This is a genomic window from Acidovorax sp. GW821-FHT09B03 (assembly GCF_059418305.1).
In genome coordinates this window covers 14,285-32,679 of record NZ_JBWKPP010000032.1, presented here as the reverse complement: position 1 = coordinate 32,679, position 18,395 = coordinate 14,285, and the positions used below count along the sequence as shown (strand labels likewise).

General features: G+C 55.6%; 13 protein-coding genes and 1 pseudogene. 4 read left to right on the top strand and 10 right to left on the bottom strand.

All coding sequences use genetic code 11. The features are described 5' to 3' along the window. Window positions 1–32: 32 nt before the first annotated feature. From AC07PA_RS31525 to AC07PA_RS31495, 7 genes are all read right to left on the bottom strand, one after another. Complete coding sequence (locus AC07PA_RS31525; RefSeq protein WP_494610127.1) at window positions 33–848, bottom strand: acetoacetate decarboxylase family protein; 816 nt, start codon at window positions 846–848, stop codon at window positions 33–35. 76 nt (window positions 849–924) lie between these two features. Further along, on the bottom strand, window positions 925–2,616 hold the full coding sequence (locus AC07PA_RS31520; RefSeq protein ID WP_494610126.1) for a CocE/NonD family hydrolase: 1,692 nt from the start codon (window positions 2,614–2,616) through the stop codon (window positions 925–927). 95 nt (window positions 2,617–2,711) lie between these two features. Further along, on the bottom strand, window positions 2,712–3,677 hold the full coding sequence (locus AC07PA_RS31515; RefSeq protein WP_494610125.1) for a tripartite tricarboxylate transporter substrate binding protein: 966 nt from the start codon (window positions 3,675–3,677) through the stop codon (window positions 2,712–2,714). A 13-nt stretch (window positions 3,678–3,690) separates the two neighbouring features. Beyond that, complete coding sequence (locus AC07PA_RS31510; RefSeq protein ID WP_494610124.1) at window positions 3,691–4,575, bottom strand: Bug family tripartite tricarboxylate transporter substrate binding protein; 885 nt, start codon at window positions 4,573–4,575, stop codon at window positions 3,691–3,693. Between the two features lie 148 nt (window positions 4,576–4,723). Next, window positions 4,724–5,278 (bottom strand): cupin domain-containing protein, encoded by a 555-nt coding sequence (locus tag AC07PA_RS31505; protein ID WP_494610123.1) that lies wholly within the window; start codon window positions 5,276–5,278, stop codon window positions 4,724–4,726. A 90-nt stretch (window positions 5,279–5,368) separates the two neighbouring features. Beyond that, on the bottom strand, window positions 5,369–6,535 hold the full coding sequence (locus AC07PA_RS31500; RefSeq protein ID WP_494610122.1) for an alpha/beta hydrolase family protein: 1,167 nt from the start codon (window positions 6,533–6,535) through the stop codon (window positions 5,369–5,371). Window positions 6,536–6,673: 138 nt separating this feature from the next. Beyond that, window positions 6,674–7,339, bottom strand: coding sequence for a TetR/AcrR family transcriptional regulator (locus AC07PA_RS31495; protein WP_494610121.1), 666 nt, complete (start codon window positions 7,337–7,339; stop codon window positions 6,674–6,676). 234 nt (window positions 7,340–7,573) lie between these two features. Here AC07PA_RS31495 and AC07PA_RS31490 point away from each other — a divergent pair, with 234 nt between their 5' ends. The 4 genes from AC07PA_RS31490 to AC07PA_RS31475 all read left to right on the top strand — a co-directional run bounded on the left by AC07PA_RS31490 (window position 7,574) and on the right by AC07PA_RS31475 (window position 13,550). Next, window positions 7,574–8,323 (top strand): hypothetical protein, encoded by a 750-nt coding sequence (locus AC07PA_RS31490; RefSeq protein ID WP_494610120.1) that lies wholly within the window; start codon window positions 7,574–7,576, stop codon window positions 8,321–8,323. A 156-nt stretch (window positions 8,324–8,479) separates the two neighbouring features. Beyond that, window positions 8,480–9,493, top strand: a complete 1,014-nt coding sequence (locus AC07PA_RS31485) for a magnesium and cobalt transport protein CorA (RefSeq protein ID WP_494610119.1) — start codon at window positions 8,480–8,482, stop codon at window positions 9,491–9,493. 374 nt (window positions 9,494–9,867) lie between these two features. Further along, the gene (locus tag AC07PA_RS31480) at window positions 9,868–11,799 is read left to right on the top strand and encodes a hypothetical protein (RefSeq protein ID WP_494610118.1); all 1,932 of its coding nucleotides are present in this window, start codon (window positions 9,868–9,870) and stop codon (window positions 11,797–11,799) included. Beyond that, on the top strand, window positions 11,796–13,550 hold the full coding sequence (locus AC07PA_RS31475) for a hypothetical protein (protein WP_494610117.1): 1,755 nt from the start codon (window positions 11,796–11,798) through the stop codon (window positions 13,548–13,550). Before AC07PA_RS31480 ends, AC07PA_RS31475 begins: the two co-directional genes overlap by 4 nt. 60 nt (window positions 13,551–13,610) lie before the next feature. On the opposite strand, the pseudogene AC07PA_RS31470 reads toward AC07PA_RS31475, so the two are convergent. From AC07PA_RS31470 to gmtZ, 3 genes and pseudogenes are all read right to left on the bottom strand, one after another. Beyond that, window positions 13,611–13,838: pseudogene (locus AC07PA_RS31470) on the bottom strand (IS21 family transposase); the annotation flags it as partial. Window positions 13,839–14,013: 175 nt separating this feature from the next. Next, window positions 14,014–14,658: a gamma-mobile-trio protein GmtX gene (gene gmtX / locus AC07PA_RS31465; protein ID WP_494610116.1), complete on the bottom strand. Its 645-nt coding sequence runs from the start codon at window positions 14,656–14,658 to the stop codon at window positions 14,014–14,016. Beyond that, on the bottom strand, window positions 14,646–18,395 hold the full coding sequence (gene gmtZ / locus AC07PA_RS31460; protein WP_494610115.1) for a gamma-mobile-trio integrase GmtZ: 3,750 nt from the start codon (window positions 18,393–18,395) through the stop codon (window positions 14,646–14,648). The genes gmtX and gmtZ overlap by 13 nt, the downstream gene beginning before the upstream one ends.

The window sequence follows — 18,395 nt, the reverse complement described above, 5'->3', positions numbered from 1 at the left end:
TGATGGGCGAGATGACCGGCTTGCTACTGGATCTAGGTGGGGTTCAGACGGCGTTGATCTGAAAGATCTTTGCCACCGATGCTTTCATAGACGCCGGCGGTGACAAGCCGGAGGAGGGGAATCTCAGCAAGCGCCGAAACGATATGGAACTGTGTGGGCATCTGCTGCCAAGTTGGCGAGTTGAACCTTGCCGATGCGGATCCTTGCGAGTGGGAGGTCAACCTGGCGCTGCTGTTTCCAGCTGGCGTCAGGGTGCAATAGTCAACGTCCAACTCACCCCAAGCGCCGGTAGAGGGCATCACTTTCTGGTGGATGAGATTGCCCCCCACTTGCGGTGCCGCCGGAGTCTCTTCCAGTGCCTCCAAGCGCATCTCGAAAAACTCAAATCCCATCCATTCGGCGCTCACACGGGTGACTCCTTTTTGCTCCGTTGGCATAGGTAGATCTGCATAGATCTTGCTCCAGCCGAGTTCCTCACGTCCACTGAGGATTGGATCGGTAAGGTTCTCCCAGACGACGGGTTGGGCCCAACCATCTATTGTCTCCTTTCCCTTCCATTGGACGGGAATTCGGACCGACAGCATGTTGTAGCCTCGTCCAGCGAGCCAGTGCAGGTCTTCCAAGACCGTGAATTCAAACGCAATTTGAGGAGCTCCACGAAGAACGCAGTGCTTGGGTATAAGCCTGGCGACTGCAGCTTCATTGGTCTCAAATCGTGCGTACAAGCTGCGCTTGCGAGGGCTGTTGACTTGATCAAAGTGCGTCACGGGTGCGCGGCCTTGCCGAGGACTTGGATTTGGCCCGAATGCCACGGGCATGCGCAAGATTGCTTTTTCGGTTGCTGTCATGCTTGAGCTTAATGGTGCGTGAGAAGTGAGGGCGTGCACAGTGCAAGCGCTTTCCACGATTGCACTAGGGTCGCGTCTATTTGTGCGGGATCACTGGAAGCAGGATGCTGGAGTCGAACGCTCCCCCGGTACGAATGCGGTTGATACCTGCAAACTTGGCCGGGCTTCGGTCCCTCGGATCGTTGTGAAGAAATGGCCCAGAGCCGGTGCGTGGCTCTTTGGTCGCACTTCGAGAGAAATCCTGACCCTCCACCAGCAGCCCGAGGCGATAGCCGCGTGGAACGACGACGCTGGTTGGCCACAGTTCCACTTCTATCGGATAGGACGTGGAGGGGACAACAGGGGAAGTTTCGGTGTGGGCATGAAACGGCCGAGACTCAGTGCTCCTATTCTGATCGAGCGCGCGATGGGACAGACGCAACCAGCCCTGGGTAACTGGGACTGCAGCCTCAGAAGCCCCTTCGAATGGAACTTCGGCGCCATGCGGGTCGTACAACTTGAGCGTGAGGAAAAAGTCAGCATCCGACGCAGTCGTCTCGACCCACAGCCGTACTGATAGTGGGCCCGTGAACTCGATTTCGCTCTCAAACGCAGGCGTCGAGAACTCGACACCTGTACCCATTGCATCGAAGGTCACGCTAGCCTCTTCGTTCAACGTCTTCTTCGACACTGTCTGGCCTTTCGCGTCCAGATACCACCGACTCCAGCTGGTACGAGCAATTGGCCATTCACTCTCCTCTCGGTATTCGAAGTGGTCTGGATGTCTTACGTGCAGCATCACTGGCTCGCGTTGCTCCCAGCCATTTGCGAGCCCTTTGAGATAGTGGTCAAAAAACTGCCGCTGCAGATCACGCCAGCGAGGTTTGTAGAAAGACTCGTAGTGAGTTCCTCCATGGAGCTCAAGCCACTTAGCTTTGGAGCCTGCGCCGAGGAAGCCTTCTACATTGCCCCGCAAATGCAGCCCTAGACCGCCCCAATTCCCGGCCGAAAGCACAGGGACCGATATCTTTGACAAGTCCGCGTTGCGGTCTCGGTACCATTCGTCATCCATCGGGTGGGCTTCGAACTGTTCGAAGAAGTCATCGCGGTTGGCGTCTAATTCCCCCTCAGACAACGGAACCCCTGTCGTAGTTTGTCCAGTCTCTCGACTCTTGTGAGGTGAGTTCCCGTTGCCGTGCTGCAGGGATAGGATCTGGTTAGGCCACCAGGCGGCGTTGACGAAGTGATTGGCCAGAATTCCGCCCTGGTGTGTCAGCTCCCGATAGAAGTCTGAAAACCCTTCCCAGGGCATGATTGCAGCCAGGTGTGGCGGGTTCAATGCGGCGACCTGCCACTGGTTCGCAGCAAGATAGGAGATGCCCATAAGACCCACTCGCCCGTTGGACCATGGCTGTACGGCGGCCCATTCAATGCAATCGTAGTGATCCAGAGTCTGCTGCTTGGACCATACGTCCAGCTTCCCAGGCGACTTGCCGCTGCCGCGCGTGTCGACCGCGATTACCACGTAGCCGTGCGGAATCCATTGCTCTGGGTCTGGAAGCTCCCAGCGCAGGTACCGGCCAGATGAACCGTCGCTGTCGATTTCCGGATACAGCTGTTTCAGCTTCTTCCAGGCTGGCGCGTAGCCATCTGCGAAATGCACGTCCTTTCCATAGGGTCCGTGCGTGAGGATGACGGGATAAGCGCCGGCAGCCTCTGGCCGGAATATGTTGGCCCGCAACTCAAGGCCGTCGCGAACGCGAATCGGCACGTCAATCTCTACAATCATTTCCAAATTCCTTGAACTACGGGCGGGGCCCGATGGTTGGAAGGCAGCGCGGCCTCTGTCGCCTTGGCCGTGCGCCCTATGCTGACAAAACGGTTCTAGTTTTTCTCAAGCCCAAGACCAGGCACAAGTGCTTCGTGTGTTCTGTATGTACGCTCGATGAGCGCCTTGAAGGTTCGAGCGTCGACGTAGTTGACCACCTGCGACATGCCACGTGCGCGCTCGATGTACGAAGGTGATGAAGCGATCTTCTTGCATACAGCCGAGTAGCGATTAATGATGGCTTGCGGTGTACCGGCAGGCACGAACAGTCCATTCAGGCCTTGGCTGTTGGTCGGGAAGCCCAACTCTGAAACGCTTGGTACATCGGGCAGCGCAGGATGGCGCTTCTGGGACAACACTGCCAGTACCCGCATGTTCTTCCCAGCTAACGTGCCAACCCCCAGTGCCGCGAAATCAAGGGTGCCAGCGAGGGTGTCAGACATGGCTTGGCTGTCGCCGCGGTATGCAATCGCGTTGAATTTGATCCCGGATGAGCGCTCTATCGCAGCCAAGGACAGGTGCCCTACGCTGGCCGGCCCCGCGTGCCCAAACGAAATCGTCCCGGGCGCTGCTTTTGCTTTGGCGACCAGATCTTCGAAGCTGCGGAGTGGGGAGTCGGGTTTGACTACCACAGCGAAGATGTTTTCGAAGATTTGGCACACGGGCTCAAACTGGTCAAGCTTGTAGGGCATGCTGCTGTTCACGAATGGGGCATTCGTCAAGGGAGAGGCCGGGGAGAAGGCAATGGTGTATCCATCAGGCTTCGCTCGCGCCAGGGAATTGAATCCCACGACTCCGCCCCCGCCCTCCTTGTTGACGACTACCAGTTGCTGGCCCATTTCCTGTGCGGCATCCACCGCGAAAGCCCTCGCCATGTTCGCTACTCCGCCACCAGCAGCGTAAGGAACGATCACCTCGATAGGCTTCACTGGAAAGTCGTTGGACTTCTGCGCGTGAGCAATTCCGCAGGGGACGGCCATTGCAAAAATGCCAACCAGGCGCAACAGAAGAGTTGCTTCCATACCCGTGGTCTCCTCAATCCAGGGTGATGCCTAGCGGCGGCAGAATCTTTTGGTACCTGTTGAACTCGGCTTCAACGTACGCCTTGAATTCTTTGGGCGCAGGCACAGTAACGACTGCACCAATCTTCTTCGCTTCTTCGAGGAAAGAGGGGCGCTGGGTTGCGAACACAATGGCTTTGTGAAACTGGTCGACCAGGTCGGCGGCCATGTCGGCTGGGCCAAATATGCCGCCCCAGGCAGGCACGTCCGCGCCCTTGATACCCAGTTCCCCAAATGATGGAACATTCGGCAAATCGGGGGTGCGCTGATCACCCGAGATGGCGAGCGCTCGCAGTCGACCAGCGTCAAGAAATGGTTTTGCGATAGAGGTGCCCAGGAAGGACATCGTCACCATGCCCGAGAACATGTCGTTGAAGATCGGAGCGGCGCCTCTGTATGGCACATGGATCAGCTCAACCTTGGCCGCGCGAGCGAACAGAGCACCCACCAGATGCGTTGTGTTGCCTGTGCCTGCGGACCCATAGCTCAGGCTGCTTGGCTTTTCTTTTGCAGCCTGCAGAAGCTCCTGAGCGGTCTTGTAGGGTGAATTAGCCGGCACCAACAGTAGGAAGCCGGCGGATTTGTACAGCTGGGTAATTGGGGTGAACGCTTTGCGTGCGTCGTAGGGCATCTTCTTTTGGAGGATGGGGAGCACAGTGTGGCCACCCGTCGTGAAGAGCAGCGTAGATCCGTCCGGCTTGGATCGCGCTACTTCGCTGCTACCGATCACTCCACCGGCGCCTCCCTTGTTGTCGACGATGACGGACTTGCGCGTGGCCAGCGCCAGACCGTCCGCCAAGATGCGCGCCGTGTTGTCAAACGGCCCGCCTGCTGCAAACGGAACGATCAGCTTGATCACACTCGGGAACTCCGCTGCGAATGACGGCGAAGAAAGCGTCAGTGCCCCAGCGGTGCAACCGAGGGCCTCAAGGAAATGTCTACGGTCCATTTTTGTCTCCTGTGAAGTGAGCTGTGAAGTCAGCCGCGGGCTGCTGACCTCAGGCGAGTCAGATCGAGCTCATCTGCCGATGTGCGTCAATCAGTACAAAGGCAACCCGAGCAATCTCATCGGTGTTGTTTGCCCAAGCGTGATTCGTTCCTCTTTGCACAAGCACATCTCCAGCTTTGAGGACGGTCTCGCCTTTCTCCATGATTGCGGTGATCTCGCCTTGGAGCACGATCGCGTAGTCCACCGTGTCGGTGATGTGCATCCCAACGTCGCGATCATTGTTGGGCTGATGCTTTGCGTCGGGATAGACCGCTTCGAAGGTTGCCGCGGCCTGGCGACGGCGTTCCTCTGGGTCCTTTGGATGTGGCGGGAAGTCGATAACCCTCAATACCGTGCCACCGCTTGGTGGCATCACGCCCTTGTGTTCTCGGATGTCATCAGGGCACTTCGTTGCCGAAGGAGCTGCACCGGTGCGCCAGAGGTTCGAATTGGAATAGCCAGGCCGAGAAGCCAACGTGATGGGTGCGGGAGCGGCGCCGTCTTCCTGAAAATAGGAGTGTCCTTCGGCATTGGTTCCGGTAATGACTCTGCGCACTGGAGGAAGTGATTTCATGGATGTGCTCTTGTGGTGGGTGAAGACAAGCGTTGACTGCGAATGGGTTTCAACGCGATGGGTAACAGATGGTTTGCGGGCGGCGCAGGACTATGCAAGTTCTTGTGGGGCGCCGAGTGTTCGGCCGATCCAATGAGCCATGTAGCTGATGGTCAATTCGCGGTTATCGACGCTGCAGTGCTCGCTTCCCCCCTCTTCCACGGTGTGAATGTGAAGCTCCCTGCCGACGCTGTTTACTGCCTCGTTGTACGTGCGGTGAGCGAACTCCACGGGCACCTGTCGATCGTTGTCGCCGTGGACCACAAGCAGCGGACACCGAATGCGATCCAGGATTCCATTCAGGGTCATACGATCCCCCATGGCCTGAACTTCTTCAACGCTTTGGACGCCCATTACCCACTGGACGTGTTCGAAGTAGTGGTGGACCGACTTTTGGGCACCACCACCCTGAAGCCGCCGGCGGATGCCGACCCCGATGTCGTACATGGCACCCCAGCACACGCAGCATGCAAAGCGTGGTTCGAACGCTGCCGAACGAGCTGCGTAGTAGCCGCCCAGGCTCAGGGCCATCATTCCGATACGTTGGGGGTCGACATCTGACTGCGTCATCAACCAGTCCACACACGCAGTGGCAGGGCGGTCGGTTTCTACGATCGTGTGCAAGCCACGCAAGCGCAAGGCTTCGCCCACCCCCGGGTGGTCCACGATCAGCGTCGAGACACCTCTTTCTGCCAATTCGGTGGGCATTCCGCCGAGGTAGATGTACTCCTTGTTCACGTCGAGCCCATCGAAGTGAACCATGCATGGCTTGCGGGCGGCATTGCCCTTGCCGCGAACGTACAGCGCTGGCAGGGTGGTCCCCTCATAGGGAATCTCAACCCTCTCGATCTCATACTTTCCGAGAGTTGCGAACTTCTTGAACGACTCCAAAAACAATTGGTAGAGCTGGTTGCGCCCAGGATCCTTTGAGGAACTCTGACGCTCAGCGGCAAAGTAATAGGTGGCAGCACGGCCGTACTTTCCCGAGGCACCTCTCCGATCACCCTTCAATTCATCCGCCTGGGCAGCTTTGGCAACCTTGTCGCCCGCAGCCTTCCAGGCATCACAGAACGCCTGCGTCGCGGCGTCATCAGCATTGGCGGCCAGAGGCTTGAGGGGCCGCAGTACGTCGTCAACCTCAGTCAGCACGCCACCCGTATTGATCACCATCAGCGTGGCGAGATTCCAAGAGTAGTTGCCTTCAAAGTACTCAAACATTCAAAACTCCTGACAAGTTAGATCCATCAAACAGCTGATTAAAACAGCTGTTTGAATCGGATCGTAGTGAGTCCTGGGTTTCGGAAACAGAGGGTTTACCCGAGTACGAGGGGCATGTTCAGACCCGCTTGGACGGCTCTACGATGTAGGAGCGCTGATGGCCGCTACAAGAAATTCCATGAGAGATCGATGCAGCGCATCCGAATCGGCGGCATCGAACCGACCGTTCGAGATTGTGGTGATCCGATTGGTCTTGCTCCGGTCCGTGGACGTCACGATCACAGTTCCGGCCATGAACATGTAGCGCCAGTAGAAGGCAGACGGATTCACTTCTGGGCATGCCTTCTCGAAGGCGCGGATGTAGTCTCGGGCCAAGGGGTCGAAGTGCCTCTGGACGATCCGTGTGGTCATTTCGTTTGGGCTGAGCCTGTGTTTCAGCACGAGCTGTGCGAGAAGTGCCCCTTCTCCGTCCTGATCAGGCCCGAGGTAGGGACGCATAAATGTGTCCAAGATCTCTTCGAGTGAGGGTGCTACTCCCTGGCTATCCGCTTTTTCTAGAACTTTGTTGAGTCCAGCGAGACGCCTCTCGTTAACGCTTCCGGCAAGGCTGTCGAGCACCGCTTCGCAAAGTGCATCTTTGCTTCCGAAGTGGTAGTTCACCGCTGCCAAGTTGACCCCTGCGGAAGCAGTCAGCTCTCGCAAGGTGACGTTCTCCATGCCCTTCTCCGCAAAAAGGTGCGTGGCGGCGGAGATGACCTTCCACTTGGTTTCGGCAGCAGGGTCAAAAACTGGTTTGGATGACATTTTTGATGGTACTTCTAGACACTGATACGGCAAGATCGTGATCTTTAAGCCGGGAAGACGTTTTCGAAAGTTCTCTTTTGGAGCTCTTCCACTAGCTGCAACCGATGGAACTTTGATTCAAACATTTGTATGATACGAGTGTTTGAAACGGAATGTACCGGCATTTTGCCGGGGCTTGTCGTGCAACGCCAGGGGACTCTCGTCCTCATGGCAAACATCGGAACTCATGCAGCCATGAACGAAGCTCTTTTTCCTATCCCTCGCCAGGCGATAACGGTTCGCCTCGGTAAAAACACCCAGGTTCTTTCCAGGAAAGAAATCCTCGCGTGGGAGGTCAACAGAGCAAAGAAGGCATTGCGCAGTCTTGGGATGCCATCAAGTTCATCAGATGTCGATACGCTTCGCGCAGAAGTAGTTAGAGCCAGAATTTCGCTCGGCCGACCAGAGATCGAACGCCGCTTGGCTACGCAGGTGAAATGGTCTGATCGACTGACCAAGGTCTTGGCGCTCGCTTCTCGAGGCCGGCGCCTTCAGTGTCAAGTCGAACTGTTTCTCCCGCGTGGGTCTGCAGCCAACTTTAAAAATTGGTACTTTGACCGGGCAGCGGTGGATGACGAGGCTGCCTTTCTTGCTGCCTGCCCTGACCACCACATTTTTCGTCCTACACCTGACGGCGGTCAGGAGGTGTGGGAAACAACGGGCGGGTCACCTCTCGCATCCCGCTTCTTTTTCGCTATGGACGAAACGGCCGATCTTGTGACGCCTGCAGACCCGACCTATCCAATTCAAATGGCGGGCGCTGCGCGCCTCGCGGATGGGACTGTACTGGGCGGGATCCGGCACCAGTTTCGCGATGAAGATGGGGGAATGCGTGCGTTTTTGACCGTCGAGTACCCATGGTTGATGGGCCCCATTGCGGTCGCCATGCACCGGTGGCATGTCGCGTGCGAATTCTCCGTGTGGGCTGAAGCTGCAAACACATAGGTGGCGATCTACCCACATGGCTCGACTTAGAGCCGTCGGTGGTGAACTGCTTCCGCGCAAATGAGCTTGGTATCGCTTTGAGCTCAACGCCGCCGGTGCCGATCGAGTGTTCCAGACCAACATCACGAAGACGACCAGCTAACTCAGGAGACAGCCGTGCTTATCAACTGCGCCACTTATCGAGATGGACACAAGGAGCGAGATACGGACCTGAACGGCATCGGAGCCGTAGTTCGGCAGCCGGACAGGTTTGTATGGGTGGCGCTTGAGGATGCAACTCAAGATGAACTCTCAATTCTGCAGAGAGAGTTCAATCTTCCAGAGCTTGCGGTTGAAGACGCCTTGCATGGTCACCAGAGATCAAAAATCGAAGAGTATCCCGATTGCCTTTTCGTTGTGGTGCACATGATCGAAGTTGATGAAGTGGGTGAGCTCCAATTCGGGGAGCTCGCGATCTTCGCTGGCAGCAACTATGTACTTTCAGCACGAAGAAATAGCCGCACGGGCTTCTTGGGCGTACGCGCGCGCGCCGAGCGAGAACCCGAGCTACTGCGCCACGGCGTGGGCTATGTCCTTTATGCACTGGTAGACGCAGTGGTAGACAGGTACTTCCCAATTGTGGAACAGCTCGAAGCTGAGTTAGATGCAATAGAAGAAGAGATTTTTGGAAAGGCAGGCCCCGGCAAGGCCAACGTAGAACGCCTATACGAATTGAAGCTGAAGACGACTCGCATCAAGCACGCTGTAAGCCCCTTGTTGAACGATATGGGCAGGCTACATGGCGGACGAGTTCCGCCACAAGTGGCCGCTGTGCAGGACTACTTTAGGGATGTTGCAGACCACTTGGCGCGAGTCAACTCCTCTATCGATGGGCTACGAGACACTATTGGTACCGCGGTCCAGGTCAACCTGTCACTGGTGACCATCAATGATGGTGAGGTGACCAAGCGATTGGCTGCATGGGCCGCAATCTTTGCCGTATGGACTTCGTTTGCAGGTCTATGGGGCATGAATTTCGAGCACATGCCTGAGCTGAAGTGGACCTATGGCTATCCTCTCTCACTCTTTGTGATTGTGTGTGCATGCAGCGCTCTGTACTGGCGCTTTAGGCGCATCGGTTGGTTGACGCCGCTAGCCAAAGCTGTCGAGAAGAAGAGCGCTTCAAGCTAGATCTGGCGATCCCACTTTCGTAGATCGTCGCTCGCTAGCTCCAAGGCTTGACTTCCGGAATGGCGTGCACCGGACATGATCTATCACCAAGCGGCCGGCCATCCCATCTTGGCCAACAGCTTGTGAGTGCCGCGAACTTCAGCTTTAGGCCAAAAGCTGAGGTTGCCAGGCAAACCCGGGTGACCGCGTTGCAGCATTTTTCGGATCGCTGGAGTGGGTGCGCTGACGGCTCCGTGGCGGATTCCTGCCCTTCGGCCCAGCTCAAGCAAGGGGATGTTTCAGAAGCCAGTAGCTCGCGGAGTATCCTCCGTGCGCGTTGCGGTAACCTAACAGGCTCTCATCGCTACTACCTGCGACCCGTACCAATGCTCACAATGCAACAGCCCGTGACCGTAGGACAACTTGCGCGCCAGCTGCAGGAAGCCGATCGCAGAGAGCTTGAAATCGAGGTCCCCGCCGGAGCGCAGCTCGATCTCTCCAACACTCCCGGTGCGTCGGTAAATGGCGGCAAGTTGCGTTTCGCTCGCCTTGAAGACCGGAACTCGGTGGCGGCTTTGGAGGTCCTCGCTGAGTTGGGCGATCCTCCCTTTGACGAGCAGGTGGTGTGGACTGCAGCCTATGGTCTATGGCGGCGGGAGATTGGCAACGCCGATATGGCTTCCGGAAGGTTTCTGGCGGCTGTCCACCCAGTGGTCAGCGTCCTACGCTTGGCGACGACCCGAATTGCTCGTCCGACCGACGTCTTCGACGCCCTGCACCTCGTTGAGGCCACACTGCCGTACATTGACTCGGTCGAACCGTCCGATGTGATAGCGCTTTGCGATGCCGAGCAGCCGCACACAGTGAACGATCTCGCCGGCGGTTTCTTCTATCATGCGCTGTCGCGCTGGTTCGGCCGCAAGCCAGCGGCCGCACGCGACATGGTCGAGATGCTGCTGGCACAGCCTTGCAAAACGCGTGGCAACTTGCTGGGCGCGGCCTGGATGGCTTGGTTCGAATCAGACCCGCAGACCTCAGTCTCACGTCTCTTGGAAGTAGACATGCGCCCCGACCTGACCGATCTTGACGAGGTCACCTGCTGGATCGCCAGCCGCATGCTTGCAGAGCCCGGCCTGTCTGCCGAACTGGCAACAGCGCTGGAAGCACGCATCCTGCTCCGGATGGCTGACGAAGATGTTGTTCAGCGCCAGGCCGGGCTGCGCGCCGCCGGCGCAGTTCTTCACCTGCGACGCACTTTCGATGAAGCCTTGCGTGCGCGCATCGCCGCAGGCGACCAAGACGCGGTCGTGTGCGTTGCGCAGGCGTTATCACGCAACGACGAGGATTTTCTTCAGGCAGGCATTTTCTTCGAGTGGCTCCCCCTGTGTGTAGGGCTAGGCGACGGGTTCGACCGTGCATTGGACAGGCTGGACTACAGTCTCTCTCAGTTATTGCGCCCCGAGTCGGCGCACGTCGAACCAGTGCTTGAGTTCCTCGAAGCGTGGGTCCGCGCCCATCTCGGCTCGACAGTAGGCAAGCGTGAGTTCGCGGATCGCTTCAATGCGTGCGCGCAGGCGCTGCGATCCCATCCCCCGTTGATGGCCAGCGTGTTCACCCGCTGGATGCTCGCTGATGGCCAGGCCACTGCGAATGCTGCGGCAGGCTTGGTCACAGACATGCGCGCCAATGACGGTATGGCGATCGAGTTTGATCGAGCGGTGCTCGAGACTGCCACCGAGGCTGATTTGGTGTACTTGGTCAAACGGACACTTGGCTTCCTGCTGGAGTCCAAGCAGATGATCTCGTTAACGCTGTCCTTGCTGGATTTGCGCGACGCGAAGGAGCGCGTATTTCCCTTTATGCGTTGGATGCTGTATGAAGAAGTCGGATATGACTACCCAGGAGCCACGAGCGTCGCATTAAAAGAGCGAGCCGCGCATGAGCAGGACGCTGACGTGAAAGAGCTGCTGGGCAGCATCGCAGCGCAGTTGGAGGCTGACATGTCTGCGCTGGAGGCGCTGCCGCGCCTGCGCGAACTCAGAGTTCCAATCACCCTGCGCCGTGATCTCGCTAAAGCCCGTTCCAAGGCGATGCAGAGTTCGATACGCGAGGCGGAAAAGCAGTCGGTCTTTGCACAACTCGTCACGCGGGTGCACATCAAGGCCGGCGAGACCAGCTTTCAGCACGATGGCGAGTCGTGGACCGAGCCCATGCACTTTGCATCTCACTCGGTGTCGTTCGAGATGCCGCGGCGCGAAGTGCTCGATCCTGTCGGCAATGCCTATCGAAGGCTGCAACTGCGCACAGCCAAGCGGGATCTCACATGAACGGCGGCAACCCGATGCGCCTAGCGCTCTCGCACTACCTACGGACACTGCGAGAGCGGGACGAGTTCGACCGGCTGCTGCCCGAGTTGTTAACGCAGATGGGCTACGTGCCGCTGGTCAAGCCCAAAGCCGGGGTGCGCCAGTTCGGCGTCGACTTCCCGGCGGCAGGCCGATCTCTGACGGATGGCGTCGAAGAGTTACTGCTGTTCGTCATTAAGCAAGGCGACATCGGCCGACGCACTTGGAGCGGGGATCCTAACGCTGTGCGTGAGAGCATGGAGGAGATCATAGATGTCTGGCTCGCTAGCCATGTGCCGCCCGAGTACAAAGACCACCGAAAAGTGATCGTGGTCGCAACTACAGGCGACCTTGGCCAGGAAGTGCAGCCCAACTGGGTCGGCTTTGCCACGCGCCATCCCCAGCTCCACTTCGAATTTTGGGGCGCGGACGAGGTGTCCGACTTGGTCGAGGCGCACCTGCTGAACGAACACCTCTTTGACGGTCAGGATCGCGCCGACTTGCGCAAGGCGCTGGTGATGGGCGCCGACAGCGACTACCGTTTTGAGCATCTCTGCAAACTCATGCTTCGTCAACTGGGCCTCGCGCCCGAAGGCCAGTTAGACGAGAAAGGAGCACAGCAGACTGTCCCGGCACTGCTCAAAGCGCTGCGCCGGGTTCATTTGGCTGCGTTGGTGTGCTCGCACTGGGCCGACGGCGAGAACGAGCGCCGCCAGGCGCTCTGGGTGATGGAGCGCACGTTGCTGTGGAGCTTCCACCGTGTCGTCCTGCAGTCGCTACACGACCGGCAAGACGTCCGTGAGGTGATACAGGATATCTGGCGCTCCTACCTGCAAGCGGCCAGCCGCTACTTCGACGCCGTGGCTGCACACGTCCGCATAAAGGACGGCCTGTCGGGGTACACGCGAGAAGGCGCCGAGTATTCGGTGCTGCTGCTCGAACAAGTCGGCCTCCTTGCTTCAATCGGACTCTCGGCTGCCTTAGTGGAGCAGGGTCAAGATGACGCGTGGCGGGCACGTTCCAGTGAACTCGCGACTGCCCTTGCTGCAATGCTGCGCAACCACGGAGCGGCAGCCTCCCCTCGACTGGATGAACAAGTGATCGACATTTGTTTGGCTCTGGTGTTGTTCATTCAAACGGGGCGGCACGACTTGGCGCGCTGGTGGACTGCCGAGATCACTGGACGCCTGAATTTCGTGTTCACGATGGACAGAATGTTCCCGGTGGGATCCGACTCCTTCGACGATCTGGTCGAGCTTGAGGTACATGGCTCCGACGAGTTCAAAGGTCTTATGCGCCGCCACTCGTGGCTATTGGCCACCATGGCGTCCTGGTGTGCGATGCTGCGTCTAGACGACATGTACCAGAATCTCGCCGAGGGTCATTCAAAGGAATATTCCGATGTGGGCAGTCAGCTCTGGCACCCAACGGCTGACTGGGCATCCAACTGGTATTTTGGGCCAGCGCACCAGGTGAGCGGTAGCGCCGAAGCTCCCTACGCCTTGCCAGTACCGGCGCAAACTTTGCGCGACCGCATCGCGCAATTCAACGCGAGTGGCCGTCTTCGATGGGAGGAAAGCTCGCCGGCCCTGGCAATTGGCTTTTGGCCGTTGGACTTCATCGCTTGCCGTCATTTCAGAACACCCGTGCCAGCATCGATGTGGTACTACCTTGGCAGCAAACCGCCAAACTGCGAAGAAGAGGTCACGGGGCCTACCACGCTGCCTCCATGAGTTCCCGTCCATCAAAACACATGGGCTCTATTCGGCCTCAGTTAGAGCGAATCCCGATGGCATCTCGGTGTGGAGCTGCCGCAAACTACGCCGCTGTTTGCGCGACTCTGTTGCTTCCAGGGCTAGCAAAGTAGAAAGCTTCTCTGCGAATGGGTCGAGCTTGCTGGAGCTCGCGCGCTTGGCAGCTGGGGTGCTCTGCTCATCACCCGAGCGCAGATACTTTTTCACGGTGTTGCGAGCTAGGCCTGTGCGCCTTGAAATCTCGCGGATGGACAGCTGCTCGCCCAGGGCCTATCGCCTTATGACACTGAGTGTCACCACGTCTAAGCTCCTGAAATCTCCTGCTTCTAAAAGCAGCAGGATAGGGTTAGTACGTTGATCAGGTCAGTGGAATTCAACAAGCAACCATCCCCAGTGCGAAAACACAGGTTCTGAGCAGTCGTAGGATGAGCGTTAGCTCCAATCAGTTTTCTACAATTCTGCGAAGCAGTTGAATTGCAGCCATTTCAAGTATGGCCTCTCCAGTATCGCTATCCCACAGCGAGCCGCTCTTACGTACGATACCTTTTTCAAGCAGCAGTTTATCATTATCGACAAAATGCTGTAAGAATCTAGCCAGCTCTCTCACTTGGTTTGGCGATGGCTCGGCACGCGATGGCAAACTTGCTTTATTTAATTCTAGGGTGCTTAAAATCCCGCCATCCAGCCGAAGTTTTTGAAGTCTACGCACATCTGCCCGTGACCGCTCAAGGTCACTACGCAGAATATAAGTTAACTGACGGACAGCCAGGTTTTCAATACTGCTGATCCAATCATCGCTAACTCGGCGCCCGCTTTTTTCATGAGGGAAAGACTCAACGCTTTGTGTCGCCCATGCCGCAATCAACGCCCTGTAGTGCTCAAGGCTTGGCTGTCGAAGGGATGCAGCTGTCGGCCCTCCACGTGCAGCTGAAATTCTACCGATACTGGCTACAGACCAAGAAGTTGCCTTTGAATCAAATCGCTCCCTGCAGATCGCGTGAATTATCTCAAGCCCCTTGCGCTTCGCGGGATGCTGGCTCTCTGATATTAGTCGATCATATAGCTCCTGTGGATTTATGCTTGCCATTTATTCTCCGTTGCATTTTCAATCAGAAACGGAGAATTTCGACTTGCAATACCTAGTCGCAAAGGTTCCCCCCTGCTTGCTGAACACCCCGCCAGAAAATCGGGCAGAGCAGTTTTCTTTATACCCAATGCGTCGGCAACGGTGTGTGGCCCTTCTATTATTCGAACAGCCGCATGTAGACCGCTATTGTCATCATTTGGGTTAATTCTTCTGGCAATCGACCTCATCACGGAATTTGTAATCTTGCAACGCTCGGATTCGGAAAGGCTTAAAATAAGAAAAGGATCCACTCCTTCCTTGCTGAGCTTCTTTGCCATAATTTCAGAACATTTTAAAATGGCTTTTCCCGGATCAAGCTCCGGAAAAATCTCGGCATGTTGAGATATACGGCAAAGATGAAGCATCTCCGAAGTGGTTTCGTTGAGAATTACCCCAAGTTCCATCTCACCTCCGGCTAAAACCAACGCATCGTCGCTCTCGAAATTCCCTCGCTGATTTGTAATTTCCAGACATCGCTGAATCAGTCGATAGGTATTTCCTAACGTCACCTTTGAAACGATTCCTTGCTCGGAGATCGAGTCACTTAACTGCTGCGCTCTTTCAACTGCCCTCGTAAGTTCCGCTATCTTACGCGGAGGCATGCCTTGTTGATGCGCTTCTTCCTCCTGAGCGATCGCAGCACGCACTAACATTTCCTGATGAATAGCCCGCTCATCTATTTCGAACACTCTGTATTGCGTGACCTCAAACATAGCAATAAGTTCAGGCACATGGGCTGGCGTAGTGACAAACCACCTGCAATTTGTACAGCTCCGCTCACCGCCGGCCACGGGCCCGTAAACGCCGCTTGCTAGAGTTTTCCCACCATTTCCTACAAGCTCGCCACCGTTGAAACAGCCAGCTTGCAAACTGCCTTCCGTGTTCCGGGCAACAGCCCCCACCGGGCATATTCCGCCTACCACCCGAACCCAGGCTGCTGCAGGCCTTTGCTGCGGCTCTTTTCCAAGTCCCAGCGCCGCAAATGCAGAGGCCTCATCGTGAAAAGCTGCATTAGCTCGAATATCTTCGATTGATGCGTTTTGCAAATATAGCAGCTCATTATCAGAACTTTCTTCATTTAAGCGCGCGAACCCCTCGCGCAGCGCCTGTTGCATACGACCAGAAGTCAGCTTGGTATAGTAGAGCGTCATCAAAATACGACTATGGCCAACTAGGCGCTGGACGATTTCCAAAGGAACTTTTCCATCAACGACGAGCGACGTAATTAGAGACACTCGAATACTGTGCAGATCGAATACACAAGTGTTATTTAGGCCTTGGCGACTAAAAACCAACTCAATATTTCTTCCGTCTAAATTGCGCTTGCCCTCTTTTGCGAATGTATCTTGTAACTCCTTGCTCAGCGACCACCACGCCCTGACAATAACGCTATCTGGAGGGGGAAAGCTGGGCCCGGGATGCTTTCTTGTCTTTCTCATTGCAGGTTCGCGAAAAAGAAAGCATGCTGGTCGATGCATCGCATACTGCTCTTCAGATTTCTCCTTAATAATCGTTGTCCCCGAAAATTCAGACCATTCAATACGACGTTCAATCGGATTGTATTTTTCTTGCCAATCACGAAGTTTCGCTAACCACCAATGAATATTTTGACTTAACTCCTCGAGCCATTCTTCACGATCTTTCGCAGTTTGAAACTGCGGCTCACAGAATTCACCATCATCACCGATTGCCAGTGGGCAATCCATCAACGGCAAAGGTACTTCAAAGCCCTTTGCAGCGCCTTCTTTTCTAGAGTCAGCTGTTTTATTCGTATTGACGTAAAGTAAAGTTTCGGTGTAGCGCCCAGCTGAGGTAAACGACTCGCAAGGACGCAATACACCATTGCTCCAAGAATATTCGCTACGGCCTTTCACCCGCTTGCGAAGCGCTTTTTGTGAAGAGACTGCAGCGAACAAAGTAGCATTTCGCTCTTTCAGGGAACTCAACACCCATGGTGATACTGGCGAGCCATCACGTTTATTCTGCTTCGAACTCTCTGCCCAAGCGCGAAGATCGAAACGCATGTCATCCGACTCCCCAGAGTCAAGAACCCGCACCTGGGCCGTACGCAACGCGGTGGTAAGCTTTGTAAGTAAGACAACCCAGCGAACAGGTGACCACATCTCATAGTATTTCGCGATTGGCTTCCCGTTTTCACGCACAAATCGTTCGCGCCAGATGCAGTCCGGATCGCTCTCGTCAATTAGATCCTTAGGGATCTCAAACCAGTCAGCAGAACGCCCATCTTTCGCTTGCTGTGCCTGAATTGCCCAATGCCAGTCCCGAAAATGAGGTCCGCGAACAAGTATTTTGCGGAGGCCTTTAATCCATGAGTACGGCATGGCCTGTCGCAACGTTTCCGCGAGGTTGGACGAAACTCTCGGCCGCAACCGTTTTTCCGCAGCCATTGGGTTCCCGAACTCTGGCAACTGAATTGGTCCCATCTCATCCACAATCGTACAGTGGTGTCTGATGATATGATTCAGAAATTCTGAGATAGCTCTGCGCGACATCGGGTCGACTAGTCGTACTAACTGACCTTTCACCAATTCATTATTTTCTCTTCGGAGAAAATCTAATGGGTCACGAGACACTCGTGAAAAAACATCATTGCTGGGCTCCCTCACACCCCCCGCATTAACCAGCACCTGTCCAATAAAGACGGAAATAGCTGACATTTTGCGGCTCACGCCGCCTGACTCGCTATTCACAAACTCCGCGGCAAAGCTTTGCCATGCTATTAAATGAGGATACTCGCGGGGAATCCAGTCGAAAAATCTGTCGCCGCCTCTGGATTTGGGTGATAGATATTGATTATTTTTATCCAACTCAAGCAGGGTAGCGAGCGTGCTGCGTGGTAAAAAGGGATTGCGATAGGTACAAGGAGATCCACCCGATACCTCGGTATCTGCATTATCAAGTCTAGCCGCAACAAAATCCAAAAAGCGTTGCACTTCGAGACTGCGTCTTGCTCCAGAGGTGTAAACTTTTCGCTCCCTCCCATCTGGCAAAATGAAATTGGCTCCATCCGATACGCAACATGTATTCCAGAAATCATCTCTCAGGTCGTTTGAATCCAAAGGATGATTTTCCTTTGATAGCAAATCTTTAGGCAAGGGCCAACATCCATCACTGCTGACCAAAAGACTTCTGGGAAAATACTCCAAAAATAAAAACCGCAATGCTTTAACTGTTATGTTCATTGCCATTAGAGCTTTTCTGGCTGGATTGATATGACCGTCCCGTTCGGCCTGAGCGCGATGACTCTCATAGAGAAACGAGGTATATCTATAACCCCATCCCTCCCAGCACTCAGTCCAACTTTCTAGCCAACTTGGTGGTCGCAGGCCAGGTTGCTTCATCGAACCATGGGCGCTAGTCCAAGAGATAAGAGCCCCTTCTTTAATCCAAGCACAATCAAGACTATTTTCTCTGTCTTTCTTGTGACCGGTGTTGGGCTCCCAGAGAAGTACTCCATCCAATCCAATCTGCCACCGCGCATCAAGCGATGCGATCGCGTTTCGTTCGCTACCAGCGAGGCTGTCAATATTTAGCTGCTCCTTCCCAATTTTAGCAACTGCACTTTTGAACTGCTCAGATACAAAGACAGATTCGTCTCCCTTTAAGTAAGCGAGAAGACGTTCCTCATATTTTTTTCCGCCTCTTTCACGCTTATGAACACCATCCGCAAATTTCAT

What these genes read in the sequence shown, in the direction of transcription:
- AC07PA_RS31515 (WP_494610125.1), bottom strand. Translation starts at nt 3,677, where the DNA reads ATGGAAGCAACTCTTCTGTTGCGCCTGGTTGGCATTTTTGCAATGGCC.
- gmtX (WP_494610116.1), bottom strand. Translation starts at nt 14,658, where the DNA reads ATGGCAAGCATAAATCCACAGGAGCTATATGATCGACTAATATCAGAG.
- AC07PA_RS31490 (WP_494610120.1), top strand. Translation starts at nt 7,574, where the DNA reads ATGAACGAAGCTCTTTTTCCTATCCCTCGCCAGGCGATAACGGTTCGC.
- AC07PA_RS31520 (WP_494610126.1), bottom strand. Translation starts at nt 2,616, where the DNA reads ATGATTGTAGAGATTGACGTGCCGATTCGCGTTCGCGACGGCCTTGAG.
- AC07PA_RS31525 (WP_494610127.1), bottom strand. Translation starts at nt 848, where the DNA reads ATGACAGCAACCGAAAAAGCAATCTTGCGCATGCCCGTGGCATTCGGG.
- AC07PA_RS31480 (WP_494610118.1), top strand. Translation starts at nt 9,868, where the DNA reads ATGCAACAGCCCGTGACCGTAGGACAACTTGCGCGCCAGCTGCAGGAA.
- AC07PA_RS31500 (WP_494610122.1), bottom strand. Translation starts at nt 6,535, where the DNA reads ATGTTTGAGTACTTTGAAGGCAACTACTCTTGGAATCTCGCCACGCTG.
- AC07PA_RS31495 (WP_494610121.1), bottom strand. Translation starts at nt 7,339, where the DNA reads ATGTCATCCAAACCAGTTTTTGACCCTGCTGCCGAAACCAAGTGGAAG.
- AC07PA_RS31505 (WP_494610123.1), bottom strand. Translation starts at nt 5,278, where the DNA reads ATGAAATCACTTCCTCCAGTGCGCAGAGTCATTACCGGAACCAATGCC.
- gmtZ (WP_494610115.1), bottom strand. Translation starts at nt 18,395, where the DNA reads ATGAAATTTGCGGATGGTGTTCATAAGCGTGAAAGAGGCGGAAAAAAA.
- AC07PA_RS31475 (WP_494610117.1), top strand. Translation starts at nt 11,796, where the DNA reads ATGAACGGCGGCAACCCGATGCGCCTAGCGCTCTCGCACTACCTACGG.